Genomic DNA, 20,609 nt, shown 5'->3' with positions numbered 1-20,609 from the left:
CCTGAGCCGCCCCCTATCAGCATGACAAGACATCTGTTGCCCGCGGCCCGCCCATCGGCCGCTAGCCCTTCTCTGCCTTTGAAAGGCCTCCGCCTTTCCGTTCTCGGTGCCGCCATGGCGGTGGCCTTGGGCGTTTCGAGCACCGATGCGAGCGCTTTTGCACTGGGCCAACTGAAGGTGCAATCGGCACTGGGCGAGCCCCTTCGCGCTGAAATCGACGTCACCGAGATGGCGGCCGCGGAAGCGGACAGCCTGAAGATCAACGTTGCCAGCGCCGACGCCTTCAAGAACGCGGGCGTTCCGTACAACGCGGCCCTGAGCGACGTGAAGGCGACGCTGCAGCGCCGCGCCGGCGGCCAGTACGTGGTGCGTCTGACGGGCACCCGTCCGCTCAACGACCCTTTCATCGACCTGTTGCTCGAAGCCAATGGCTCGTCGGGCCGCATGGTGCGCGACTACACCGTGCTGCTCGACCCGCCGGTGACGCGCCAGGCAGCGCCAAGCGCGCCGATTTCTCCTTCTACGCCGCAGATCGGCACGACCCCGGCTGAGCGTGCAGCCCGCGCACGCCGCGAGCGCGCACCTGTCGCACCTGTCGCGCCCGTCACCGCACCGCCGGCCGCCGCACCTGCTACGTCGGCTGCCCCAGCCCCCAGCGCCGCGGCGCCGATTCGTCCGACAAGCGGCGAACAGGTCACGGTGCAGCGCGGCGACACCGCCGGCAAGATCGCCGGAGCCCACAAGTCGGCCGACGTCTCGCTCGACCAGATGCTGGTGGCGCTACTGCTTTCCAATCCCGATGCTTTCATCGGCGGCAACGTCAACCGCATCAAGGCCGGCGCTGTGCTCGACCTGCCGAGCGCAGCCGAGGCCAGTGCCATTCTTCCCGCGGAAGCGAAGCGCACCATCACCGCGCAAAGCCGTGACTTCGGCGCCTACCGCCAGCGCCTGGCAGAGAACGCGCCCACGGCGAACGTGGCCGCTGCTGGCCGCAATGCCTCGGGCAAGGTGCAAGCCAATGTCGAAGACCGCAACGCCACTGCAAGCGCACCCGACAAGCTGACGATCTCCCAAGGCAGCGCGGCTGCCCGCGCGGCCGACGAGAAGGTCGCGCAGGCACGGCAGGCGCAGGACAGCAACAACCGCGTTGCGGAGCTTTCCAAGAACATCAACGAACTGGCCAAGCTCAAGGCGGCCACCGGTTCGGCTGCTCCCGCCGCGGGCGCAGCACCGGCAGCGGCAACCCCCGGCATTCCAGTTCCGAATCCGGGCGTAGCCGCCACGGCAGCGGCCACCCCAGCACCCGCTGCGGCTGCGGCCCCCGCCGCTCCCGCGGCTCCGGCTGCAGCGCCTGCTGCTCCAGTTGCAGCGCCTGCCGCGGCACCGGCCACTGCGTCGGCCCCGGCAGAAGCTTCCGCGCCCGTCGCGGCAGCAACGCCCGCCGCCACTCCCACTGCCGCAGCCCCTGACGCCAACGCGTCGGCTGAAACCATGCCGGGCGCTCCCGCCCCGGCCGCCAGCGCAGCCGCCCCCGCGCCGACGCCCAAGCCGGTCGTCAAAGCCGCCCCGCCGCCGCCCCCGGTCGAGCGCAGCTTCCTCGATGAGTTGATGGAGAACCCGCTGATGCTGGCCGGTGCGGCGCTGATCGCACTGCTGATCGGCTTCCTGCTCTACCGTGTGCTGGGCCGCCGGCGTGAGGAAATGAGCGAAAGCGTGTTCCTCGAAAGCCGCATCCCCAAAGACTCGTTCTTCGGCGCCAGCGGCGGCGAATCGGTCGACACCAAGCACCGCGGCGATTCCACGGTTTCGTCGCTGTCGTACTCGCCGAGCCAACTTGACGCGGGCGATGTCGACCCCGTGGCCGAAGCCGACGTGTACCTTGCCTATGGCCGCGACCTGCAGGCCGAGGAAATCCTCCGCGAGGCGCTGCGCGTCAATCCGGACCGCACGGCCATTCACCTCAAGCTGCTCGAAATCCACGCCAAGCGCCGCGACGTCCGAGCCTATGAAGGCCTGGCGACCGAAGTGCACAAGCTGACCAACGGCACCGGCTCCGACTGGAACCGCGTGGTCGAAATGGGCAAGGACCTGGATCCGGGCAATCCGCTGTACGAGTCGGGCACGGCCCGGGGTGGCGTGAGCCCGGCCGAAAGCGCTGCATTCGCCGGCGCCCTGGCCACGGCGGCCAAGCCTGCTGCCGCAACGCCTCCGGCCGCAGCGCCCGCTCCTGTGGCAGCTGCTGTCGCCGCGCCGGCCTTCGTGCCGTCCGTCGCACCGCTGGACTTCGACCTGGACCTGAGCCAGCCGGCGGCACTCGCACCGAGCCCCGCTCCGGTGAGCGCCAGCCTGCCGAAGACGGCCTACGCCCCCGCCACGGCCGCCCCGCTGTCCAACGGCCATGCGCATTCACCGGCACCGGTCGACCTGGAAAACGACTTCGACACCGCTCCTGGCGCGCTGGCTCCGATCGGCCGTCCCGCGGGACTGAATGACGCCGACGACAATACCCGCCCGGCGACGCTGCGCAGCGGCGGCAATCTTCCCGCGGATTCGGGCTTCATCGAATTCGACATGAGCGCATTGGCCGGTCTTCCCGCCCGCCCGGTGGCCGGCACCGCCGAAGCAACGCGCCCCGCTGCAGCCATGCCCCAGGACGACGGCGACGACAGCCCCCACGCGGTCAAGCTGTCGCTGGCCCGCGAGCTGCAAGCCATCGGCGACGTCGAAGGCGCGCGCTCGCTGGTGGAGGAAGTCGAAGCCGAAAGCGCCGGCGACCTCAAGTCGCAAGCAAGGCAATTGCTCGCCGAGCTGCGCTGAGCGGCTTTTCCCCTGTTTCTGAATTCGTGAGGCTGGCGCTAGGCATCCGCTACAACGGCCAGGCATACGAGGGCTGGCAGAGCCAGCGCTCGGGCCGCACGGTTCAGGACAAGCTGGAAGCGGCGCTCGGCAAATTTGCCGCACAGCCCATTGGCACGCTGTGCGCCGGCCGCACCGACGCCGGCGTGCACGCGTTGATGCAGGTGGTGCACTTCGACACCGACGTCGAACGTGAGCCCTTCTCGTGGATGCGCGGCACCAACCGCTACCTGCCCGACGACATTGCCGTGCAGTGGGCGCATCCGGTGCCCGACGAATTCCATTGCCGCGCCAGCGCCCTGGCCCGCCGCTACCTTTACGTACTCTCGCAGTCGCCCGTGCGGCCCAGCCTGGATTCGGGCCGGGTCGGCTGGTCGATGCATGCGCTCGACGGCGACGCCATGCGCGCGGCGGCCGCTCTTCTGGTGGGCAAGCACGACTTCAGCTCGTTTCGCGCCTCGGCGTGCCAGGCGCGCTCGCCGGTGAAGGACCTGCGGCGCATCGAGATCACGCGCCATGGCACAGGCGACCGCTGCCGCTGGCACTTCGAATTCGAGGCCGATGCCTTCCTGCACCACATGATCCGCAACCTGATGGGCTGCCTGGTGCGCATCGGCCGCGGCGACGAGCGGCCCGAATGGATCACGGAAGTGCTCGAGGCGCGCAGCCGCAAGGTGGCGGCGCCCACCTTCTCCGCCGACGGTCTGTACTTTCTGGGGCCTTTGTACGACGCCAAGTGGGGTCTGCCGGCCGAGGCCACACTGCAGGCCGGCGGTGCTCCGTATGATGGGCCGCCATGACGTCGCCCCGCACCCGCATCAAGATCTGCGGCCTCACCCGTGAGGCCGATGTGGAGGCCGCTGTGCAAGCCGGCGCCGACGCGGTCGGTTTCGTGCTCTATCCCAAGAGCCCCCGCGCCATAACAGCGGCTCGCGCCGCGGAACTGGCTTCGCGCCTCCCCCCTTTCATCACGCCGGTGCTGCTGTTCGTCAACGAGGCTGCTCCTGAAGTCGTAGCATCCCTCGCACGCGTGAGAGGATCGATCGCCCAATTTCATGGCGAGGAAACGCCGGAACAATGCGAAGAAGCCGCCGGCCACGGCCGCTTTCGCTACATGCGCGCCGCGCGTATTCCGCTGGGGGCTGCCGGAGCGGGCTTCGACCTCGTAAAATACGCTTCCGATTACTCCCACGCCCAGGCCATCCTGCTCGACGCCCATGTCGAAGGTTATGGCGGAGGCGGCAAGGCATTCGATTGGTCACTTCTTCCACCCGCCGTCGACGCTCACCTCGTCTTGAGTGGTGGGCTCACACCTGCAAACGTGAGCGATGGCATTCGCATTCTGCGGACGCGCTGCAAGACGCTGTCCGTTGATGTGAGCTCGGGCGTCGAAATCGACGGCCCGGGAAACAAGGGCCTGAAGGACGCCGAAAAGATCCGGCAATTCGTCGCCGCCGTGAGAGCGGCTGACGCCTCGTCCTTCTCCAGTTAGCCGCCGCACCCGATCGTGATTTCGGGCTGCGGCCCAACGATCGAGAACCATGCAAAGCCAATTCCAGGACTACCAGCAACCCGACGCCACCGGCCATTTCGGCACCTACGGCGGCACCTTCGCGAGCGAAACGCTCACCCACGCGATCAACGAACTGCGCGATGCGTACGCCAGGTTCAAGGACGATCCGGCGTTTCTGGCCGAATTCCACTACGAGCTGAAGCACTTCGTCGGCCGGCCATCCCCCATCTATCACGCCGCCCGCACGAGCCATGAAATGGGCGGTGCGCAGATCTACCTGAAGCGCGAAGACCTCAACCACACCGGCGCGCACAAGATCAACAACGTGATCGGCCAGGCGATGCTCGCGCGACGCATGGGCAAGCCCCGCGTCATCGCCGAAACCGGCGCCGGCCAGCACGGCGTGGCCACGGCCACCATCTGCGCGCGCTACGGGCTCGAATGCGTGGTCTACATGGGCAGCCAGGACGTGAAGCGCCAGAGCCCCAATGTCTACCGCATGAACCTGCTCGGCGCCACCGTGGTGCCGGTGGAGTCGGGCAGCAAGACGCTGAAAGACGCGCTCAACGAAGCGATGCGCGACTGGGTGACGAACGTGGAGAACACGTTCTACATCATCGGCACCGTGGCCGGACCGCACCCCTACCCGACGATGGTGCGCGACTTCCAGAGCGTGATCGGCACCGAATGCATCGAGCAGATGCCCGCCATGCTCGCGGCCGACGGCATTACCGGAGAGGCCGAGGGCAAGCAGCCCGACGTGGTGATCGCCTGCGTGGGCGGCGGCAGCAATGCGATCGGCATCTTCCACCCCTACATTCCGTTTGCCGGCACCCGGCTCATCGGCGTCGAAGCCGCCGGCGAAGGCCTGGACAGCGGCAAGCACGCCGCATCGATCCTGCGCGGCAGCCCGGGCGTGCTGCACGGCAACCGCACCTACCTGCTGCAGAACGAAGACGGCCAGATCACCGAAACCCACAGCATCAGCGCCGGGCTGGACTACCCGGGCGTAGGACCTGAGCATGCGCACCTGGCCGACATCGGCCGCGCGGAATACGTCGGCGTCACCGACACCGAAGCGCTCGAAGCCTTTCACTACCTGTGCCGCACCGAAGGCATCATTCCGGCCCTCGAATCGAGCCACGCCGTGGCCTACGCCATGAAGCTCGCCAAGACCATGCGGCCGGACCAGTCGATCCTGATCAACCTCTCGGGACGCGGCGACAAGGACATCGGCACCGTGGCCGACCTCTCCGGCGTCGACTTCTACGATCGGCCCTCGATGCGCGGCCTGAGCGTGAAGGGAGGCAAATAATGAGCCGCATTGCCGCCACCTTCGACGCGCTGAAAAAAGACGGCCGCCGCGCGCTCATTCCTTACGTTACCGCCGGCTTTCCCTTTGCCGACATCACGCCCGAGCTGATGCACGGCATGGTGGGAGCCGGTGCCGACGTGATCGAGCTCGGCGTGCCGTTTTCCGACCCCATGGCTGACGGCCCGGTGATCCAGAAAGCCGGTGAGGCCGCGCTGGCGCTGGGCGTCGGCATGAAGCAGGTGCTCGCCATCGTCACCGCCTTCCGGCAGAAGGACACGACCACACCCGTGGTGCTGATGGGTTACGCCAATCCGGTCGAGCGCTATGACCTCGTGCATGGCAAGAAGGCGTTCATCCGCGATGCATCGGCGGCTGGCGTCGACGGCCTGCTGGTGGTCGACTACCCGCCCGAGGAATGCGAAGACTTCGCCGCCGACCTCAAGGCCGCGAACATCGACCTGATCTTTCTGCTGGCCCCCACCAGCACCAACGAACGGATGGCGCAGGTCGCGCGCATTGCGAGCGGCTACGTCTACTACGTCTCGCTCAAGGGCGTGACGGGCGCCGGCCACCTCGACACCGAGGCTGTCGGCCAGATGATCCCGCGCATCCGCGAGCATGTGAACATTCCTGTCGGCGTGGGCTTCGGCATTCGCGATGCACGCACGGCCCAAGCCGTGGGATCGGCGGCCGATGCGGTCGTGATCGGCACCAAGATCATCCAGCTGATCGACGGACAGCCGCGCGAAAAGGTCGTGCCCACCGTGCGTGAATTTCTCGCCGGTATCCGCGAGGCGCTCGACGCCCTGCCCGCAGCTACCCCCAAGAACGCGGCTGGCAGATAATCGCCGTTGCCCTCACCAGCCCCTTTTCCGCATTGCGGAAGAGGGGAGCTAATCCGGAGTCCTATGAGCTGGCTTGAAAAACTGCTACCCGCCAAGATCGCACAAACCGACCCGTCGGAGCGCCGCCAGGTGCCCGAGGGCCTGTGGATCAAATGCCCCGCCTGCGAGACGGTTCTCTACAAGACCGATCTCGAGCACAACCAGAATGTCTGCCCGAGCTGCAGCCACCACCATCGCATCGGCGCCCGCGCACGGCTCGACGCCTTCCTCGACGCCGAAGGCCGCTACGAACTCGGCCAGGAAGTGCTCCCCGTCGACGCGCTGAAGTTCAAGGACAGCCGCCGGTACCCCGAGCGGCTCAAGGAAGCGCTCGAGAACACCGGCGAAACCGACGCGCTGGTCGTCATGGGCGGCTCGGTCCACAGCATCAGCGTGGTCGTGGCCTGCTTCGAATTCGAATTCATGGGCGGCAGCATGGGCAGCGTGGTCGGCGAGCGCTTCGTGCGCGGCGTCGAAACGGCCATCGAACAGAAGGTGCCGTTCATCTGCTTTACCGCCACCGGCGGCGCACGCATGCAGGAAGGCCTGCTGTCGCTGATGCAAATGGCCAAGACCAACGCGGCGCTCACGCGCCTTGCGAAGAAGGGGCTGCCCTACATCAGCGTGCTGACCGACCCCACCATGGGCGGCGTTTCGGCCGGCTTCGCCTTCGTGGGCGACGTGGTCATTGCGGAGCCCAAGGCGCTCATCGGCTTTGCCGGCCCGCGGGTGATCGAATCGACCGTGCGCGTGACGCTCCCTGAAGGCTTCCAGCGCGCGGAGTTCCTGCAGACCAAGGGCGCCATCGACTTCATCAGCGACCGCCGCGAGCTGCGCAAGACTATTGCGAGCACGTTGGCCATGCTGCTGCGTCAGCCCGCCGACGCAGTCATCTGACAAGAATGCTGCCGGAAGGGCCTCAGCCCAGCCGGTAGGCCCACACCAGCAGGTTGCCCAGCACGATGGCAATCACCTGCAGCACCACGATCGCGGCCAGGGGCGACAGGTCCACGCCGCCAATCAGCGGAATGAAGCGCCGGAAGGGCCGCACCAGCGGCTCGGCCAACCGCGAGATGAGGTCGAGCAACATCGGCGAGGCGCCCGGTATCCACGACAGCACGGCATAGACCACCAGCAGCGCGGTAAGGCCCGACACCGCGAGCTGCATCAGCCCCACCAGCGACACCAGCGGCAAGGCCGCGATTCGCCCGAGGTTGCCGATCAGCAGCCACAGCAGCAGGAACTTCACGATCACCAGCAGCCACGCCGCGATGGCGCTCGCCAGGTCCCAGCGCTTGACCGACGGCACGATGCGGCGCAGCGGCAGCACGATCCAGTCGGTAATCGCAAACACGAAGCGCCCGAGCGGATTGCCGAACGGCACCCGGTGGTACTGCATGTAAAGGCGCAGCAGGCAGGCGCCGCCGAGCAGGCCGACGATCACGTCGAGAAGAAACGAGGGGATCTGGTAGAGCATGGGGCAGGGTCGTGAGCGGAATGCGATGATAGCCATGCAAGGTTCTTCGATGACGACACAGCCCCTTCTGCATTCACTGCCATTGTTCCCGCTCGGTACGGTTCTCTTTCCGGGCGGCGTGCTTCCGCTGCGTATTTTCGAGGTACGTTATCTCGACATGGTGGGCAAATGCCGCAAGGCCGATGCACCTTTCGGCGTGGTCAGCCTCACAAGCGGCAGCGAAGTGCGCAAGGCAGGTGCCGACGCCGAAAGCTTTGCCGCCATCGGCACGCTGGCCGTCATTCGCGAGTTCGAATCACCGCAAAGCGGCCTGCTCCAGATCGAATGCGTCGGCACCCAGCGATTCCGGGTCCGCCGTACCGAGCTGCAGAAATACGGCTTGTGGGTGGCTGAAGTCGAAGCAGTGATTGCAGACGCCGCCATCGAAATTCCGGACGACCTGCAGCACACCGCCACGGCGCTGCGGCGCCTCGTCGACACGCTCGAAGAACGCCGCCGCGCGCAGGGCACCGAGGCCGTGCGCCTGCCCATGGGCGAGCCCTACCAGTTCAACGACTGCGGCTGGGTTGCCAACCGCTGGTGCGAACTGGTGCCCATGCAACTCGAACTGCGGCAACGGCTCATGGAACTCGAGAGCCCGCTGATGCGGCTCGAACTGGTCAGCGATCTGCTCGCGCGTGCGGGCATCACTGAATAGTTCGCTACTTTTTTCATAGCGTATCGCGCAGGATTGGCGGGCACTGGAGGCAGGTTCCATTCGAACCCTATCGGCTAAAATGGCAGGTTGCGCATGCTCCCGTTGCGCCCTCCTCCGTTCTCCATGTCCGACCACCTGATCCCTTCCATTCCCACGCCCGCTGCGGCACCAGCTTCCGCACCCGCCGTCGACGACAACCAGCTCATCGCCGAACGCCGCGAAAAGCTCAAGCTGATGCGCACCGCGCAGGCCGAAGGCAAGGGCGTGGCGTTTCCGAACGACTTCAAGCCGGTCCATCGTGCGGCTGCGCTGATCGAGGCGCACGGCGCCACCGAGGCCGAAGCGCTCGAAGCGCAGGCTGTCTCCGTGAGCGTGGCGGGCCGCATGATGCTCAAGCGCGTGATGGGCAAGGCCAGCTTTGCGACGCTGCAGGACGCCACGAGCCGCATCCAGCTCTACGTGACGCGCGACGCCGTCGGCGAAGAGGCGTACGCCGAGTTCAAGCGCTGGGACCTGGGCGACATCGTCGGTGCCGAAGGCACGCTGATGAAGACCAAGACCGGCGAGCTGTCGGTCAAGGTGACCAGGCTGCGCCTGCTCACCAAGAGCCTGCGTCCGCTGCCCGACAAGTTCCACGGCATGGCCGACCAGGAGCAGAAATACCGCCAGCGCTACGTCGACCTGATCACCGACGAATCCGCACGCGTACGCTTCACCGCTCGCAGCAAGGCCGTGAGCGCGCTGCGCGAGTTCATGGTGGCCAACGACTTCCTCGAAGTCGAAACGCCCATGCTGCACCCAATTCCGGGCGGCGCCAACGCCAAGCCGTTCAAGACGCACCACAACGCGCTCGACCAGGAGATGTTCCTGCGCATCGCGCCCGAGCTGTACCTCAAGCGCCTGATCGTCGGCGGCTTCGAGCGCGTGTTCGAAATCAACCGGAGCTACCGCAACGAGGGCATCTCGGTGCGGCACAACCCCGAGTTCACCATGATGGAGTTCTACGCGGCCTACTGGAACTACCGCGACCTGATGGACTTCACCGAAACGCTGATCCGCACCATTGCCGACAAGGCCGTGGGCACGCAACAGCTCACCTACCAAGGCAAGCCGGTCGACCTGACGCAGCCCTTCGAGCGCCTGACGATCCGCGAGGCCATCCTCAAGTACACGGACGCCGGTACCGGCGTCGATGACAGCGCCTGGCTCATCAACGCCCTGCGCAAGATCGGCCTGAGCGAAGAAAAAGACAAGCTCTCGCAGCGCAGCCTTGCCAGCCTGCAGGTGATGTACTTCGAAGAGACGGTGGAAGAGAAGCTCTGGCAGCCGACCTTCATCATGGAGCACCCGACCGAGATCTCGCCGCTGGCGCGCGCGAACGATGAGCGGCCCGAGGTCACCGAGCGCTTCGAGCTCTACATTACCGGCCGCGAGTTCGGCAACGGCTTCAGCGAGCTCAACGACGCCGAAGACCAGGCCGCGCGCTTCAACGCGCAAGTGGCCGCCAAGGACAGCGGCGACGACGAAGCCATGTACTACGACCACGACTACGTTCGCGCGCTCGAATACGGCATGCCGCCCACCGGCGGCTGCGGCATCGGCATCGACCGGTTGATGATGCTGCTGACGGATTCGCCCAGCATCCGCGACGTGATCCTGTTCCCGGCGCTGCGCAGGGAATCTTGAGCGTGAAGTTACCGTCGTCGCTGCCGACGATCGGCATCGACTTCGGCACCTCCAATTCCGCCGTGGCCTGTCGGGTCGACGGCGTGGCCCGCCTGCTGCCCATCGAAGGTGCGGCCACTACCTTGCCCACCGCGATTTTCTTCAACGCCGAAGACCGCACCACGCACTTCGGCCGCGATGCGGTTGCGCTCTACCTCGCGGGTGTCGAAGGCCGCCTGATGCGTTCGCTGAAGAGCCTGCTCGGCAGCGCGCTGATGCAGGAAAAAACGGCTATCTACGACGGTCTCGTGAGCTTCGAGGACATCATCGCGCGCTTCTTGCGCGAGTTGGCCGCGCGAGCCGGCCGTGAACTGGGCGGGGTGCCCGAGCGCGTCGTCATCGGCCGCCCGGTTCATTTCGTGGACGACGATTCGAAGCGCGACGAGCGCGCGGAAGAAAGCCTGCGCCACGCGGCCCGTGCCGCGGGGTTTCGCGACATCGCCTTTCAGCTCGAACCCATTGCGGCGGCCTTCGACTACGAGCAGCGCATCACGAAAGAGTCTCTGGTGCTGATCGTCGACGTGGGCGGCGGCACTTCCGACTTCACCGTGGTGCGGGTCGGCCCCGATCGCGCCGCGCGTGAAGACCGCAGCGACGATGTGCTGGCCACCAGCGGCGTGCACATCGGCGGCACCGACTTCGACCAGCGCTTGAACCTCGACCGCGTGATGCCGGAATTCGGCTTTCGCCACACAGGGCCGCAGGGGCGCGAGGTTCCGAGCAAGGTGTTCTTCGAGCTTTCGTCCTGGCACCTGATCAACTGGCTGTATGCCGCCAAGGCGGTGCGGCAGGCGAAAGACCTGCGTACGAGCTACGGCGATACGCGGCTGCACGACCGGCTGATGGCGGTGCTCGAAGAAAGGCACGGACACCGCATTGCCAGTGAAGTGGAGCAGGCGAAGATCGACACTTCGGTCAACGATGCACCTACCGCCATCGACCTTTCGTGCGCCGAACCAGGCTTGGTCGCCTCGCTCTCGCCCGCCGACATGGCTCAGCAACTCTCACCGCTGCTCGAAAGCGTGATTGCCTGCGCCCACGCCTGTGTCAAGCGCGCCGGGCTGCGCAGCGGGGATCTCGACGCCATCTATCTGACCGGTGGCTCTTCGGCCCTGCGGCCATTCCAGCAGGCACTGCGCAAGAGCTTTGCCGGCGTGACGCTCGTCGAAGGCGACCTGTTCGGCGGCGTGGCCACCGGGCTCGCCTGCGCCGGATCGGCTGCATGAAGTATCTCGCGGGGTATCCGCCCACGCTGCTGGCCCAGGTCCGGCAACTGGTCGAAACCGAAGGACTCGCGTCGTTGCTGCGCAGCCGCTATCCCGGTCCCATGCACGAGGTGCAGACGGACCGGGCGCTTTATGAGTACGTGAGCGAACTCAAGAGCGACTTCATGCGCAAGGCGCCGCCGCTCTCCAAGGTTGCGTTCGACAGCAAGCTGCACGTGATCCGCAATGCGCTCGGCACGCACACCACCGTTTCACGCGTGCAGGGCAGCAAGCTCAAGACCAAGCGCGAGATCCGCGTGGCGACCCTGTTCAAGGAAGTGCCGCTCGAGTGGCTGCGCATGATCGTGGTCCACGAGCTCGCGCACATGAAGGAGCGGGACCATGACAAGAGCTTCTACGCGCTCTGCGAGCACATGGAGCCCGGCTATCACCGGCTGGAATTCGATGTCCGGCTGTACCTGACGCACCTGGATTCCGGCGGCGAGCGCCTGTGGGCGAACTCGCCGCAGCTTCCGGTTGCAGGCAAGGCGCCGTAACCAAGCGCCGGGCCTCAGGCGCTGGCCAGACCGGCCTTCGCCAGTACTTGCCTTGCCTGCCTGTATCCCGTCGAGCCGACGAGCGCATCCCAATCGGCGTGCGGTGCATCAGGAAGCAGCGCCCGCCGGCGCGCTTCACTGGCGGCTTCGGGCTGCCAACGCCCTGCCTTGGCGGCAGCGCTGAACTCATCGAGCAGTTCGTCGAGCGGCCGACCTTCGCCGATGCTCTGGTTGCACAGCATCGCCAGGTCGCAGCCCGCATCGAGCGCCGCCAACGCGGCATCGGCATAGCTCAGCAGCTGGCCGTCGATGTAGCGCCCCGCCTCCATGCTCAGGTCATCGCTGAAGATCGCGCCGTCGAAAGCGAGCCGGGTGCGCAACACATCCTTCAGCCATTTCGAAGAGAAACCCGCAGGCCGCTTGTCCACCTTCGGGTAGATCACGTGCGCCGGCATCATGGCCGTGAGCGTGCCCGACAGCCAGTCGAACGGCCGTGCGTCGTCTTCCAGGATCGCCTTCAATCCGCGGCGGTCGACCGGAATCTCGACGTGCGAGTCGGCCGTGACGAAACCATGCCCCGGAAAGTGCTTGCCGCAGTTGCGCATGCCCATCTGCAGCATGCCGTGCATCACGCTCTTCGCCAGCAGCGCCACCACCCGCGGATCGCGGTGAAAGCTGCGGTCGCCGATGACGCTGCTGCCGCCGTGGTCCACATCGAGCACCGGCGCAAAGCTGAAGTCGATGCCGCAAGCGCGCAGTTCGGCCGCAAGCACCTGGCCCGTTGCCGTTGCTGCCTGCGTGGCACGCATTGCATCGCGCATCCACAGCTCGCCCAGGGCGCGCATCGAGGGCAGGCGCGTGAAGCCGTCGCTGCGAAACCGCTGCACGCGGCCGCCTTCATGGTCGACGCAGATCAGCAGATCGGGGCGAATGGCCTTCAACTCTGCATTGAGCGCGGTCATCTGTGCACGGCTCTGCCAGTTGCGGGCGAAATGAATCACGCCACCTACCAAGGGGTTTTCTACCCGGCGACGATCCGCATCGTTGAGTTCCGCGCCCGCCACATCGATGATCAGCGGCGCGTGAAGGGTTGTCGTTGCCAGGGTCATGCCTCGTTCTTGTATTCGACCACGACGAAGCTCGCCGCATATTCGGTTTCATCGGTCACCGTCACGTGTGCCGTGAGGCCCTTGGCCTCGAACCATTCTTTCAACTCGCCGTGCAACACGATGACGGGCTTGCCGCTGCGCAGGTTCGCGATCTCGCACAGGCGCCAGGTCATCGGCATGCGCATGCCCAGGCCGATGGCCTTGCTGAAGGCCTCTTTGGCGGAAAAGCGCGTTGCGAGATAGCTCAGGCCGCGCTTGGGCCAGCGCTCGCTACGGGCCTTCCACACCGCGAACTCGGCGTCGCTGAGCACCCGGTGGGCAAAGCGCTCGCCTTGGCGCTCGAAGGTCGCGGCGATGCGACGCAGGTCGCAGATGTCGGTGCCGATGCCGTAGATCATGCCGCTGGAGCGCTCACTTGGCCTCGTCGATGCAGCGCAGGTAGTCCCGCGTGGTGGCCGCGTAGCCCAGCTCGAGCGCGTCGGCGATGAAGGCGTGGCCGATCGAGACCTCCTGGACGCCGCGCACGGCACGCAGGAAAGCGGTCAGGTTGTCGCGGCTCAGGTCATGGCCCGCGTTGATGCCCAGGCCCGCAGCCTGCGCCGCACGAGCCGATTCGACGTAGCGCGCAAGCACGGCCGCTTCGTTCGAAGTGCCGCGCGATGCGGCATATCCCTCGGTGTACAGCTCGACGCGATCGGCGCCCACGGCCTTCGCAGCGGCCATCATCTCGGGAATCGGGTCCATGAACAGGCTCACGCGGACCCCCAGGGCCTTGGCCTCGGCAATCACCGGGCGCAGGCGCTCGGCATCTTCCGGAAAGCTCCAGCCATGGTCGCTGGTCGATTGCGATTCGCTGTCGGGCACAAAAGTGGCTTGATGCGGCTTCAGCTCGCGCACGAAGTCCATCAGGTTGTGGAACGGATTGCCTTCGATGTTGAATTCGATGCCCGGCCAGTCCTTTGCAAGCAGCGCGGAGAGGTCGCTCACGTCGTGCACGCGGATGTGACGCGCGTCCGGCCGCGGATGCACCGTGATGCCCTGCGCACCGGCGGCAAGGCAGGCGTTGGCAGCCTTCAGCACGCTCGGAATGCCCAGGTGGCGCGTGTTGCGCACAAGGGCCACCTTGTTCAGGTTGACCGACAGCGACGTGGTAGCGGAATGGCCGGAAGTGCTCATAGGGCTTGCAAATCTCTCATCATCTGCCGCGTGCGCAGCGTGGACACACCGCAATGGTAGTTGAGCAAGGCGCGCAGCTGGTTTCTGAGGGCACTGTTGCTGCCGGCGTTCATGGTCGCCACCTCCCGCAGCGTGGCGGTAAAGGGGGCGCGATCGTCGAGCACGCCCTGCAGCGATTGCCAATCGGCCCCGGCCAGGGCCGCCTCGCCCTCGCCCGCCAGCCGCAAACCGGCTTCCGGCACCAGGCTGTAGCGTGCCTCCGCCACCAGCGGCTCGAGCGTGAGGGTCTGCGCGTCGAGCGACGGCAACAGGCCCACTTCGCGCAGCAGCAGCAGCTCGAAAGCGCGCAGCGCCGCGGCCTGGGTTGCGGCCTGTGCACCGGCGTGGTCGCCCGCCAGCACCTGCACCACGCCCGCGTACGCGTCGAACAGCGCTTCATGGGCGTCGTCCCGCGCGAGCAGGCGCAGCAGCAATTCGTTGACGTAGTAGCCCGAGAGCAGCGCCTCGCCCGTCGGCATGACGTGGCCGCCCATCCACTCGGCGCCTTTAAGCGTGCGGATCTCGGCGTCGCCGCCATAGTTGAGTTGCAGCGGCTGCAGCGGCAGCAGCACGGGCCTGAAATTGGAGCTCGGCCTCTTCGCCCCCTTGGCCACGAGCGCGATGCGACCGTGGTGGCGGGTGAAGACCTCGAGGATCAGGCTCGATTCGCTCCAGTCGTAGCGATGGAGCACATACGCCGGTTCGTGCGAGACGCGGTGGGCAGTCGCCACTTCATTCGTAGCCGAACGAGCGCACGCGCGCTTCGTCGTCTGCCCAGCCGGAGCGCACCTTCACCCACAGTTCGAGGAAAACCTTGGCGTCGGCCAGCTTCTCGAGCTCGACGCGTGTTTCCATGCCGATGCGCTTGATCCGCTCGCCCTTGTCGCCGATGACCATGGCCTTGTGGCCGTCGCGCTCGACCACGATGGTGGCGGCAATGCGCAGCAGGCGCTTCTGGCCCTTTTTCTGCGGCGGCTCTTCCTCGAACTTGTCGATGATCACCGTCGAGGTGTAAGGCAGTTCGTCTCCGGTCAGGCGGAACAGCTTTTCGCGCACCAGTTCACCGGCAAGGAATTTCTCGCTGCGGTCGGTGAGTTCGTCCTCGGCGTAGAACCAGGGTTGCTCGGGCAGGTATTTTTCGCAGATGCCGAACAGGCGCTCGACATCCTTGGGGTTCTTGGCCGACATCGGCACGAACTCGGCGAAGGGGTGCTTCGCCTGCATGGTCTGCAGCCAGGGTGCGATGTCGCCGCGGCGGTGCACGTTGTCGAGCTTATTGGCCAGCAGAACGGTTGGAATGCCCTTGCCGAGCAGCTTGAGCACCCGCTCGTCGGCCGGCGTGAAGCTGCCCGCCTCGACCACGAAGAGAATCAGGTCCACATCGCCGACCGCGCCCTGCACGGTCTTGTTGAGCGACTTGTTCAACGCATTGGCGTGCAGCGTCTGGAAACCCGGCGTATCGACGAACACGAACTGCGTGGCACCGATTGTGCGCATGCCCGTGATGCGGTGCCGCGTGGTTTGCGCCTTGCGCGAGGTGATGCTGATCTTCTGGCCCACCAGCGCGTTGAGCAGCGTCGACTTGCCCACGTTGGGCTTGCCGACAATGGCCACCAGGCCGCAGTGCTGGGGCCCCGTTCTACCCGTTCCGCTCGCTGCGTCTTCGGGGTGTTCTGCTGCTGAATTTATAGCGTCGTTCATTCTGGTTTCACGCGGCCCCGCGTGCCTTGAGCCGGATCAACATGGCCGCCGCGGCAGCCTGCTCGCCGGCGCGGCGCGAGCCACCGATGCCGCGTTCGCGCAGGCCCAGCTCCGGCACCTCGCACTCGACATCGAAAGTCTGTTTGTGCGCGGCGCCGAGCGTGGCCGCTACGCGGTACACCGGCAACTTCATTTTGTGGCCCTGGAGCCATTCCTGCAATTCGGTCTTCGGGTCCTTGGCGGCGGCTTCCATGCGCGGATTGATTTCCACGGACTCGTAGAGGCGGCGCACCAGCGCCTCGGCGGCCGCAAAGCCCGCGTCGAGGTAGACCGCGCCGATCAGCGCTTCGAGCGCATCGGCGAGGATCGAGGGCCGATTAGGCCCGCCGGAGCGCGCCTCGCCCTCGCCGAGCCGAAGCAGCGGCGACAGCTGGAGCTCGAGCGCCAGGCGATGCAAGGTGTCTTGCTTGACCAGGTTGGCCCGCACGCGCGACAGATCGCCTTCGGGCAAGGCCGAAAGGCGGGTGTAGAGCAGGTGCGACACCGCGAGGTTGAGCACCGAGTCGCCGAGAAACTCCAGGCGCTCGTTGTGGTCAGCCGAAAAACTGCGGTGCGTGAGCGCGAGCTGGAGCAGCCGCGTGTCGGAGAACGAATGCTTGAGGCGCTCCTGCAGCGCTACGAGGCCGCCGTCCACCTTGCGTGTCGCCGCGTTCAGCGGGTCTCGCCTTTGTACTTGAGCACCAGGTAGGCCGGGCCGAACAGCGGAATTTCCCGCTCATAGGCATACGACACGACGACCTTGTCGCCGACCTTCTTGATGTCGAGGTCCTTGCCCGAAACGGACTTGAAGTCGTCGATGGCTTGCGCGCGGTCGAAGATGGCGCGCACTTCGGGCACGGTGGTGCCTTCCTTGGCCTTGTTGGCAGCCTTGTCGATGGCCTGGTACTCGATCAGCGTAGGGATGACCTGCGCGATGACCACGCCCAGGCAACCCAGCACCACGGCGACAAACACCAGACCGATGAACGAGATGCCGCGCTGGTGCGCGGCCCTGCTGCGGATGGACCGATTTGTTCTCATGCCCTCTTACCCCTCGAACAATGCTGATTACTTATTGAAATGGACCGATGCGACCCAGATCGCCGAAGTTCATCCACACAAAGAACGCCCTGCCCACGATGTTCTTGTCCGGCACGAAACCCCAGAATCGGGAGTCCGCCGAATTATCGCGGTTGTCGCCCATCATGAAGTAATTGCCGGCGGGCACCTTGCAGACCACGCCCTCGACCGAATAGCGGCAGTTTTCGCGATAGGGAAAGTCGGTGGCGCCCTGGACGAAAGCCGGGCCGGCGTCGTCGTTGAGCAGCCTGTGCTGCTTGCCGCCGAGGTCTTCGGTGAACTGCTTGAGCAGGCGCATCGAGTCGCCGTCGAGGTAGTCGGGCATCGGGTTCTTGGAAACCGGCTGGCCGTTGATCGTGAGCTTCTTGTTCAGGTAGGCCACCTCGTCGCCCGGAATGCCGACCACGCGCTTGATGTAGTCCATGCTGGGCTTGGGCGGGTAGCGGAACACCACCACGTCGCCGCGCGCCAACGGCGTGCCGTCTGTGATCTTGGTGTTGATGACCGGCAACCGGAGGCCGTAGGTGAACTTGTTGACCAGGATCAGGTCGCCGGTGAGGAGCGTCGGCATCATCGAACCCGACGGGATCTTGAAGGGCTCGTACAGGAACGAGCGCAGCAAGAACACCACCAGGATCACCGGGAACAGCCCGGCCGTCCAGTCGAGCCACCACGGCTGCATGAGCAGGCGCTCGCTCGCCTTGGCGTCGACCGTGTCCACCTGCGTGATGCCCTGGCCGGCCAGGCGGGCGTTGCGCTCGCTCAGCGAAGCCTCGAGTGCGGCAGCGGCGCGTTCGCGGCGCGGCAGGAAGTAGAAGCGCTCGGCCAGCCAGTAGAGACCGGTAACCACGGTGGCGCAGAACAGGAGCAGCGCGAAGTTGCCTTCGATGGCACCAAAGTACCAGGCACCGACGTAGCCGGTAAAGGCCGCGAGGACCAGAGTAGTGATGAATGCCATTTTTGAGATCAGTCTTCGACTTGCAGAATCGCGAGGAAGGCCTCTTGCGGGACCTCGACGGAGCCGATCTGCTTCATTCTTTTCTTGCCCGCTTTCTGCTTCTCGAGCAGCTTTTTCTTGCGGGTGATGTCGCCGCCGTAGCACTTGGCAAGAACGTTCTTGCGCAGCGCCTTGATTGTCTCACGCGCAATGATGTTCACCCCGATGGCCGCCTGGATGGCAACGTCGAACATCTGGCGCGAAATGATCTCGCGCATCTTCGACACCACCGCCCGGCCGCGGTACTGCGACTGGGTGCGGTGCACGATGATGGACAGCGCGTCGACCTTCTCGCCGTTCAGCAGGATGTCGACCTTGACCACGTCGGACGCGCGGTACTCCTTGAACTCGTAGTCCATGGAGGCATAGCCGCGGCTGACCGATTTCAGCTTGTCGAAGAAGTCGAGCACGATTTCGCCGAGCGGCATTTCGTAGGTCAGCATGACCTGGCGGCCGTGGTAGGCCATGTTCATCTGCACGCCGCGCTTCTGGTTGGCCAGCGTCATCACTGCGCCCACGTATTCCTGCGGCATGTAGAGATGCACGGTGACGATCGGCTCGCGAATCTCGCTCATCTTGCCCACGTCTGGCATCTTGGACGGGTTCTCGACCATGATGACTTCGCCGTCGTTGCGCACCACCTGGTACACCACGCTCGGCGCGGTGGTGATCAGGTCCTGGTCGAACTCGCGCTCGAGCCGCTCCTGCACGATTTCCATGTGCAGCAGGCCCAGGAAGCCGCAGCGGAAGCCGAAGCCCAGCGCCTGGCTCACCTCGGGCTCGTAGCGCAGCGACGAATCGTTGAGCTTGAGTTTTTCCAGCGCGTCGCGCAGCGAGTCGTACTCGCTGGCTTCGGTCGGGTAGAGGCCGGCGAACACCTGCGGTTGGATTTCCTTGAAGCCCGGCAGCGCCTCGGTGGCAGTGGCAGCCGCGCCGCCGGTGCCCGGCTTGATGAGCGTCACGGTGTCGCCGACCTTGGCGGCCTGCAGCTCCTTGATGCCCGCGATGATGTAGCCCACCTCGCCCGCCTCGAGCGATGCACGCGGCTCGTTGGCCGGCGTGAAGACGCCGATGTTGTCGGCGTTGTACGTGGCGCCGGACGCCATCATCTTGATGCGCTCGCCCTTCACCAGGCGGCCGTCCACCACGCGCACCAGCATGACCACGCCCACGTAGGGATCGAACCAGCTGTCGACGATCATCGCGCGCAGCGGGCCGTCGGGGTTGCCGCGCGGCGGCGGCATCTTGTGCACGATGGCTTCGAGGATCTCCTCGATGCCGAGACCTGTCTTGGCGGAACACGGAATCGCATCGGTCGCATCGATGCCGATCACGTCTTCGACTTCCTTGCGCGCGTTGTCGGGATCCGCGTTCGGCAAGTCCATCTTGTTGAGCACCGGCACCACTTCCACACCGAGGTCGAGCGCGGTGTAGCAGTTGGCCACTGTCTGCGCTTCGACACCTTGCGATGCATCGACGACGAGCAGCGCACCTTCGCATGCCGACAACGAGCGGCTCACTTCATATGAGAAGTCGACGTGGCCCGGCGTGTCGATCAGATTGAGGTTGTAGACCTGTCCATCGAGCGCCTTGTAGTGCAGCGCAGCGGTCTGCGCCTTGATGGTTATCCCACGCTCTTTTTCGATGTCCATCGAGTCGAGCACCTGCGCTTCCATCTCGCGTTCCGCGAGGCCGCCGCAACGCTGGATCAAACGATCGGCGAGCGTCGACTTGCCGTGATCGATGTGCGCAATGATCGAAAAATTTCTGATGTGATTCATCAACGGGAACGCTTAAGTACTTGAATTGGCTCGTGCGCAGAGTGCGACAGGCAAGAAAAAAGGGCGCGTCTTCTGGAGACGCGCCCTGAACCAACAAGCAATGGCAACTGCAGTAGTTGGAACTTCATTGTAGGCAAAAAGGGAGGCACGTACATCCGGGGACAGGGTCAAAACGGGTCGTTGCGGGTCCACAACATGAAAGATATAAACAACTTATCCACAGGTTCGGTGGAGCACTCGATGAACAACTTGTGGGCGATCTGTGGAGCAGCGGTGGACTGCTGTCTGACATCTCGCATCGTGAAGGAATTCGCCCTCCTTATGCATGGACCCACCGCCCAAGGGCTCCTATTCTACCGAAAACCGTCCTAAGCCTACTTACAAGTTAGTAGCCACCAACAAAATAACGCCTCTTCCCGGCCCAAAAATTTTTTTGAGCCAAGCTGCCGAGCGTCGCA

20 protein-coding genes are annotated in these 20,609 nt (G+C 65.4%); 10 read left to right on the top strand and 10 right to left on the bottom strand.

Annotated elements, in window-relative coordinates; all coding sequences use genetic code 11:
* The first annotated feature begins 114 nt into the window (after window positions 1–114).
* From GOQ09_RS07255 to accD, 6 genes are all read left to right on the top strand, one after another.
* Window positions 115–2,817: a FimV/HubP family polar landmark protein gene (locus GOQ09_RS07255; protein WP_431769302.1), complete on the top strand. Its 2,703-nt coding sequence runs from the start codon at window positions 115–117 to the stop codon at window positions 2,815–2,817.
* Window positions 2,818–2,843: 26 nt separating this feature from the next.
* Complete coding sequence (gene truA, locus GOQ09_RS07250) at window positions 2,844–3,656, top strand: tRNA pseudouridine(38-40) synthase TruA (RefSeq protein ID WP_157612822.1); 813 nt, start codon at window positions 2,844–2,846, stop codon at window positions 3,654–3,656.
* Window positions 3,653–4,348, top strand: coding sequence for a phosphoribosylanthranilate isomerase (locus GOQ09_RS07245; RefSeq protein WP_157612821.1), 696 nt, complete (start codon window positions 3,653–3,655; stop codon window positions 4,346–4,348). Before truA ends, GOQ09_RS07245 begins: the two co-directional genes overlap by 4 nt.
* Window positions 4,349–4,397: 49 nt before the next feature.
* Entirely contained in the window at window positions 4,398–5,684 is a 1,287-nt protein-coding gene (gene trpB / locus GOQ09_RS07240) for a tryptophan synthase subunit beta (RefSeq protein ID WP_157612820.1), read from the top strand.
* The gene (trpA, locus tag GOQ09_RS07235) at window positions 5,684–6,529 is read left to right on the top strand and encodes a tryptophan synthase subunit alpha (protein ID WP_157612819.1); all 846 of its coding nucleotides are present in this window, start codon (window positions 5,684–5,686) and stop codon (window positions 6,527–6,529) included. The genes trpB and trpA overlap by 1 nt, the downstream gene beginning before the upstream one ends.
* Before the next feature lie 63 nt (window positions 6,530–6,592).
* A complete protein-coding gene (accD, locus tag GOQ09_RS07230) occupies window positions 6,593–7,465 on the top strand; it encodes an acetyl-CoA carboxylase, carboxyltransferase subunit beta (RefSeq protein ID WP_126745767.1) in 873 nt (290 codons plus the stop codon).
* Window positions 7,466–7,487: 22 nt separating this feature from the next.
* On the opposite strand, the gene GOQ09_RS07225 is transcribed toward accD, so the two are convergent.
* Window positions 7,488–8,045, bottom strand: coding sequence for a YggT family protein (locus tag GOQ09_RS07225; protein ID WP_126745766.1), 558 nt, complete (start codon window positions 8,043–8,045; stop codon window positions 7,488–7,490).
* A gap of 49 nt (window positions 8,046–8,094) precedes the next feature.
* Here GOQ09_RS07225 and GOQ09_RS07220 point away from each other — a divergent pair, with 49 nt between their 5' ends.
* From GOQ09_RS07220 to GOQ09_RS07205, 4 genes are all read left to right on the top strand, one after another.
* Complete coding sequence (locus GOQ09_RS07220) at window positions 8,095–8,742, top strand: LON peptidase substrate-binding domain-containing protein (RefSeq protein ID WP_242631026.1); 648 nt, start codon at window positions 8,095–8,097, stop codon at window positions 8,740–8,742.
* 123 nt (window positions 8,743–8,865) lie between these two features.
* On the top strand, window positions 8,866–10,428 hold the full coding sequence (gene lysS, locus GOQ09_RS07215) for a lysine--tRNA ligase (RefSeq protein WP_157612817.1): 1,563 nt from the start codon (window positions 8,866–8,868) through the stop codon (window positions 10,426–10,428).
* A 2-nt stretch (window positions 10,429–10,430) separates the two neighbouring features.
* Window positions 10,431–11,693, top strand: coding sequence for an Hsp70 family protein (locus tag GOQ09_RS07210; RefSeq protein WP_157616614.1), 1,263 nt, complete (start codon window positions 10,431–10,433; stop codon window positions 11,691–11,693).
* A complete protein-coding gene (locus GOQ09_RS07205) occupies window positions 11,690–12,229 on the top strand; it encodes a M48 metallopeptidase family protein (protein WP_157612816.1) in 540 nt (179 codons plus the stop codon). The genes GOQ09_RS07210 and GOQ09_RS07205 overlap by 4 nt, the downstream gene beginning before the upstream one ends.
* Window positions 12,230–12,243: 14 nt before the next feature.
* On the opposite strand, the gene nagZ is transcribed toward GOQ09_RS07205, so the two are convergent.
* The 9 genes from nagZ to lepA are packed head-to-tail and all read right to left on the bottom strand — an operon-like array spanning window position 12,244 to window position 20,151.
* Window positions 12,244–13,338 (bottom strand): beta-N-acetylhexosaminidase, encoded by a 1,095-nt coding sequence (gene nagZ, locus GOQ09_RS07200; protein ID WP_157612815.1) that lies wholly within the window; start codon window positions 13,336–13,338, stop codon window positions 12,244–12,246.
* The gene (acpS, locus tag GOQ09_RS07195) at window positions 13,335–13,736 is read right to left on the bottom strand and encodes a holo-ACP synthase (RefSeq protein ID WP_126745761.1); all 402 of its coding nucleotides are present in this window, start codon (window positions 13,734–13,736) and stop codon (window positions 13,335–13,337) included. The genes nagZ and acpS overlap by 4 nt, the downstream gene beginning before the upstream one ends.
* A 13-nt stretch (window positions 13,737–13,749) precedes the next feature.
* Entirely contained in the window at window positions 13,750–14,514 is a 765-nt protein-coding gene (locus GOQ09_RS07190) for a pyridoxine 5'-phosphate synthase (protein ID WP_157612814.1), read from the bottom strand.
* On the bottom strand, window positions 14,511–15,284 hold the full coding sequence (recO, locus tag GOQ09_RS07185) for a DNA repair protein RecO (protein WP_157612813.1): 774 nt from the start codon (window positions 15,282–15,284) through the stop codon (window positions 14,511–14,513). The genes GOQ09_RS07190 and recO overlap by 4 nt, the downstream gene beginning before the upstream one ends.
* Before the next feature lies 1 nt (window position 15,285).
* Window positions 15,286–16,254 (bottom strand): GTPase Era, encoded by a 969-nt coding sequence (gene era / locus GOQ09_RS07180; RefSeq protein WP_157612812.1) that lies wholly within the window; start codon window positions 16,252–16,254, stop codon window positions 15,286–15,288.
* 7 nt (window positions 16,255–16,261) lie between these two features.
* Window positions 16,262–16,948 (bottom strand): ribonuclease III, encoded by a 687-nt coding sequence (gene rnc / locus GOQ09_RS07175; RefSeq protein ID WP_126745757.1) that lies wholly within the window; start codon window positions 16,946–16,948, stop codon window positions 16,262–16,264.
* A 17-nt stretch (window positions 16,949–16,965) separates the two neighbouring features.
* Window positions 16,966–17,334: a DUF4845 domain-containing protein gene (locus GOQ09_RS07170; protein ID WP_126745756.1), complete on the bottom strand. Its 369-nt coding sequence runs from the start codon at window positions 17,332–17,334 to the stop codon at window positions 16,966–16,968.
* A 31-nt stretch (window positions 17,335–17,365) separates the two neighbouring features.
* Window positions 17,366–18,331, bottom strand: a complete 966-nt coding sequence (gene lepB / locus GOQ09_RS07165) for a signal peptidase I (RefSeq protein WP_157612811.1) — start codon at window positions 18,329–18,331, stop codon at window positions 17,366–17,368.
* Window positions 18,332–18,339: 8 nt separating this feature from the next.
* Window positions 18,340–20,151 carry a translation elongation factor 4 gene (gene lepA / locus GOQ09_RS07160; protein WP_157612810.1) on the bottom strand — a complete coding sequence of 604 codons (1,812 nt, stop codon included), beginning with the start codon at window positions 20,149–20,151 and terminating at the stop codon, window positions 18,340–18,342.
* Between the last annotated feature and the right edge of the window lie 458 nt (window positions 20,152–20,609).

Source organism: Variovorax paradoxus, from assembly GCF_009755665.1.
Classification (GTDB): domain Bacteria; phylum Pseudomonadota; class Gammaproteobacteria; order Burkholderiales; family Burkholderiaceae_C; genus Variovorax; species Variovorax paradoxus_G.
The sequence above is the reverse complement of the archived record's forward strand: the minus strand, read 5'-3'. Positions and strand labels throughout refer to the sequence as shown.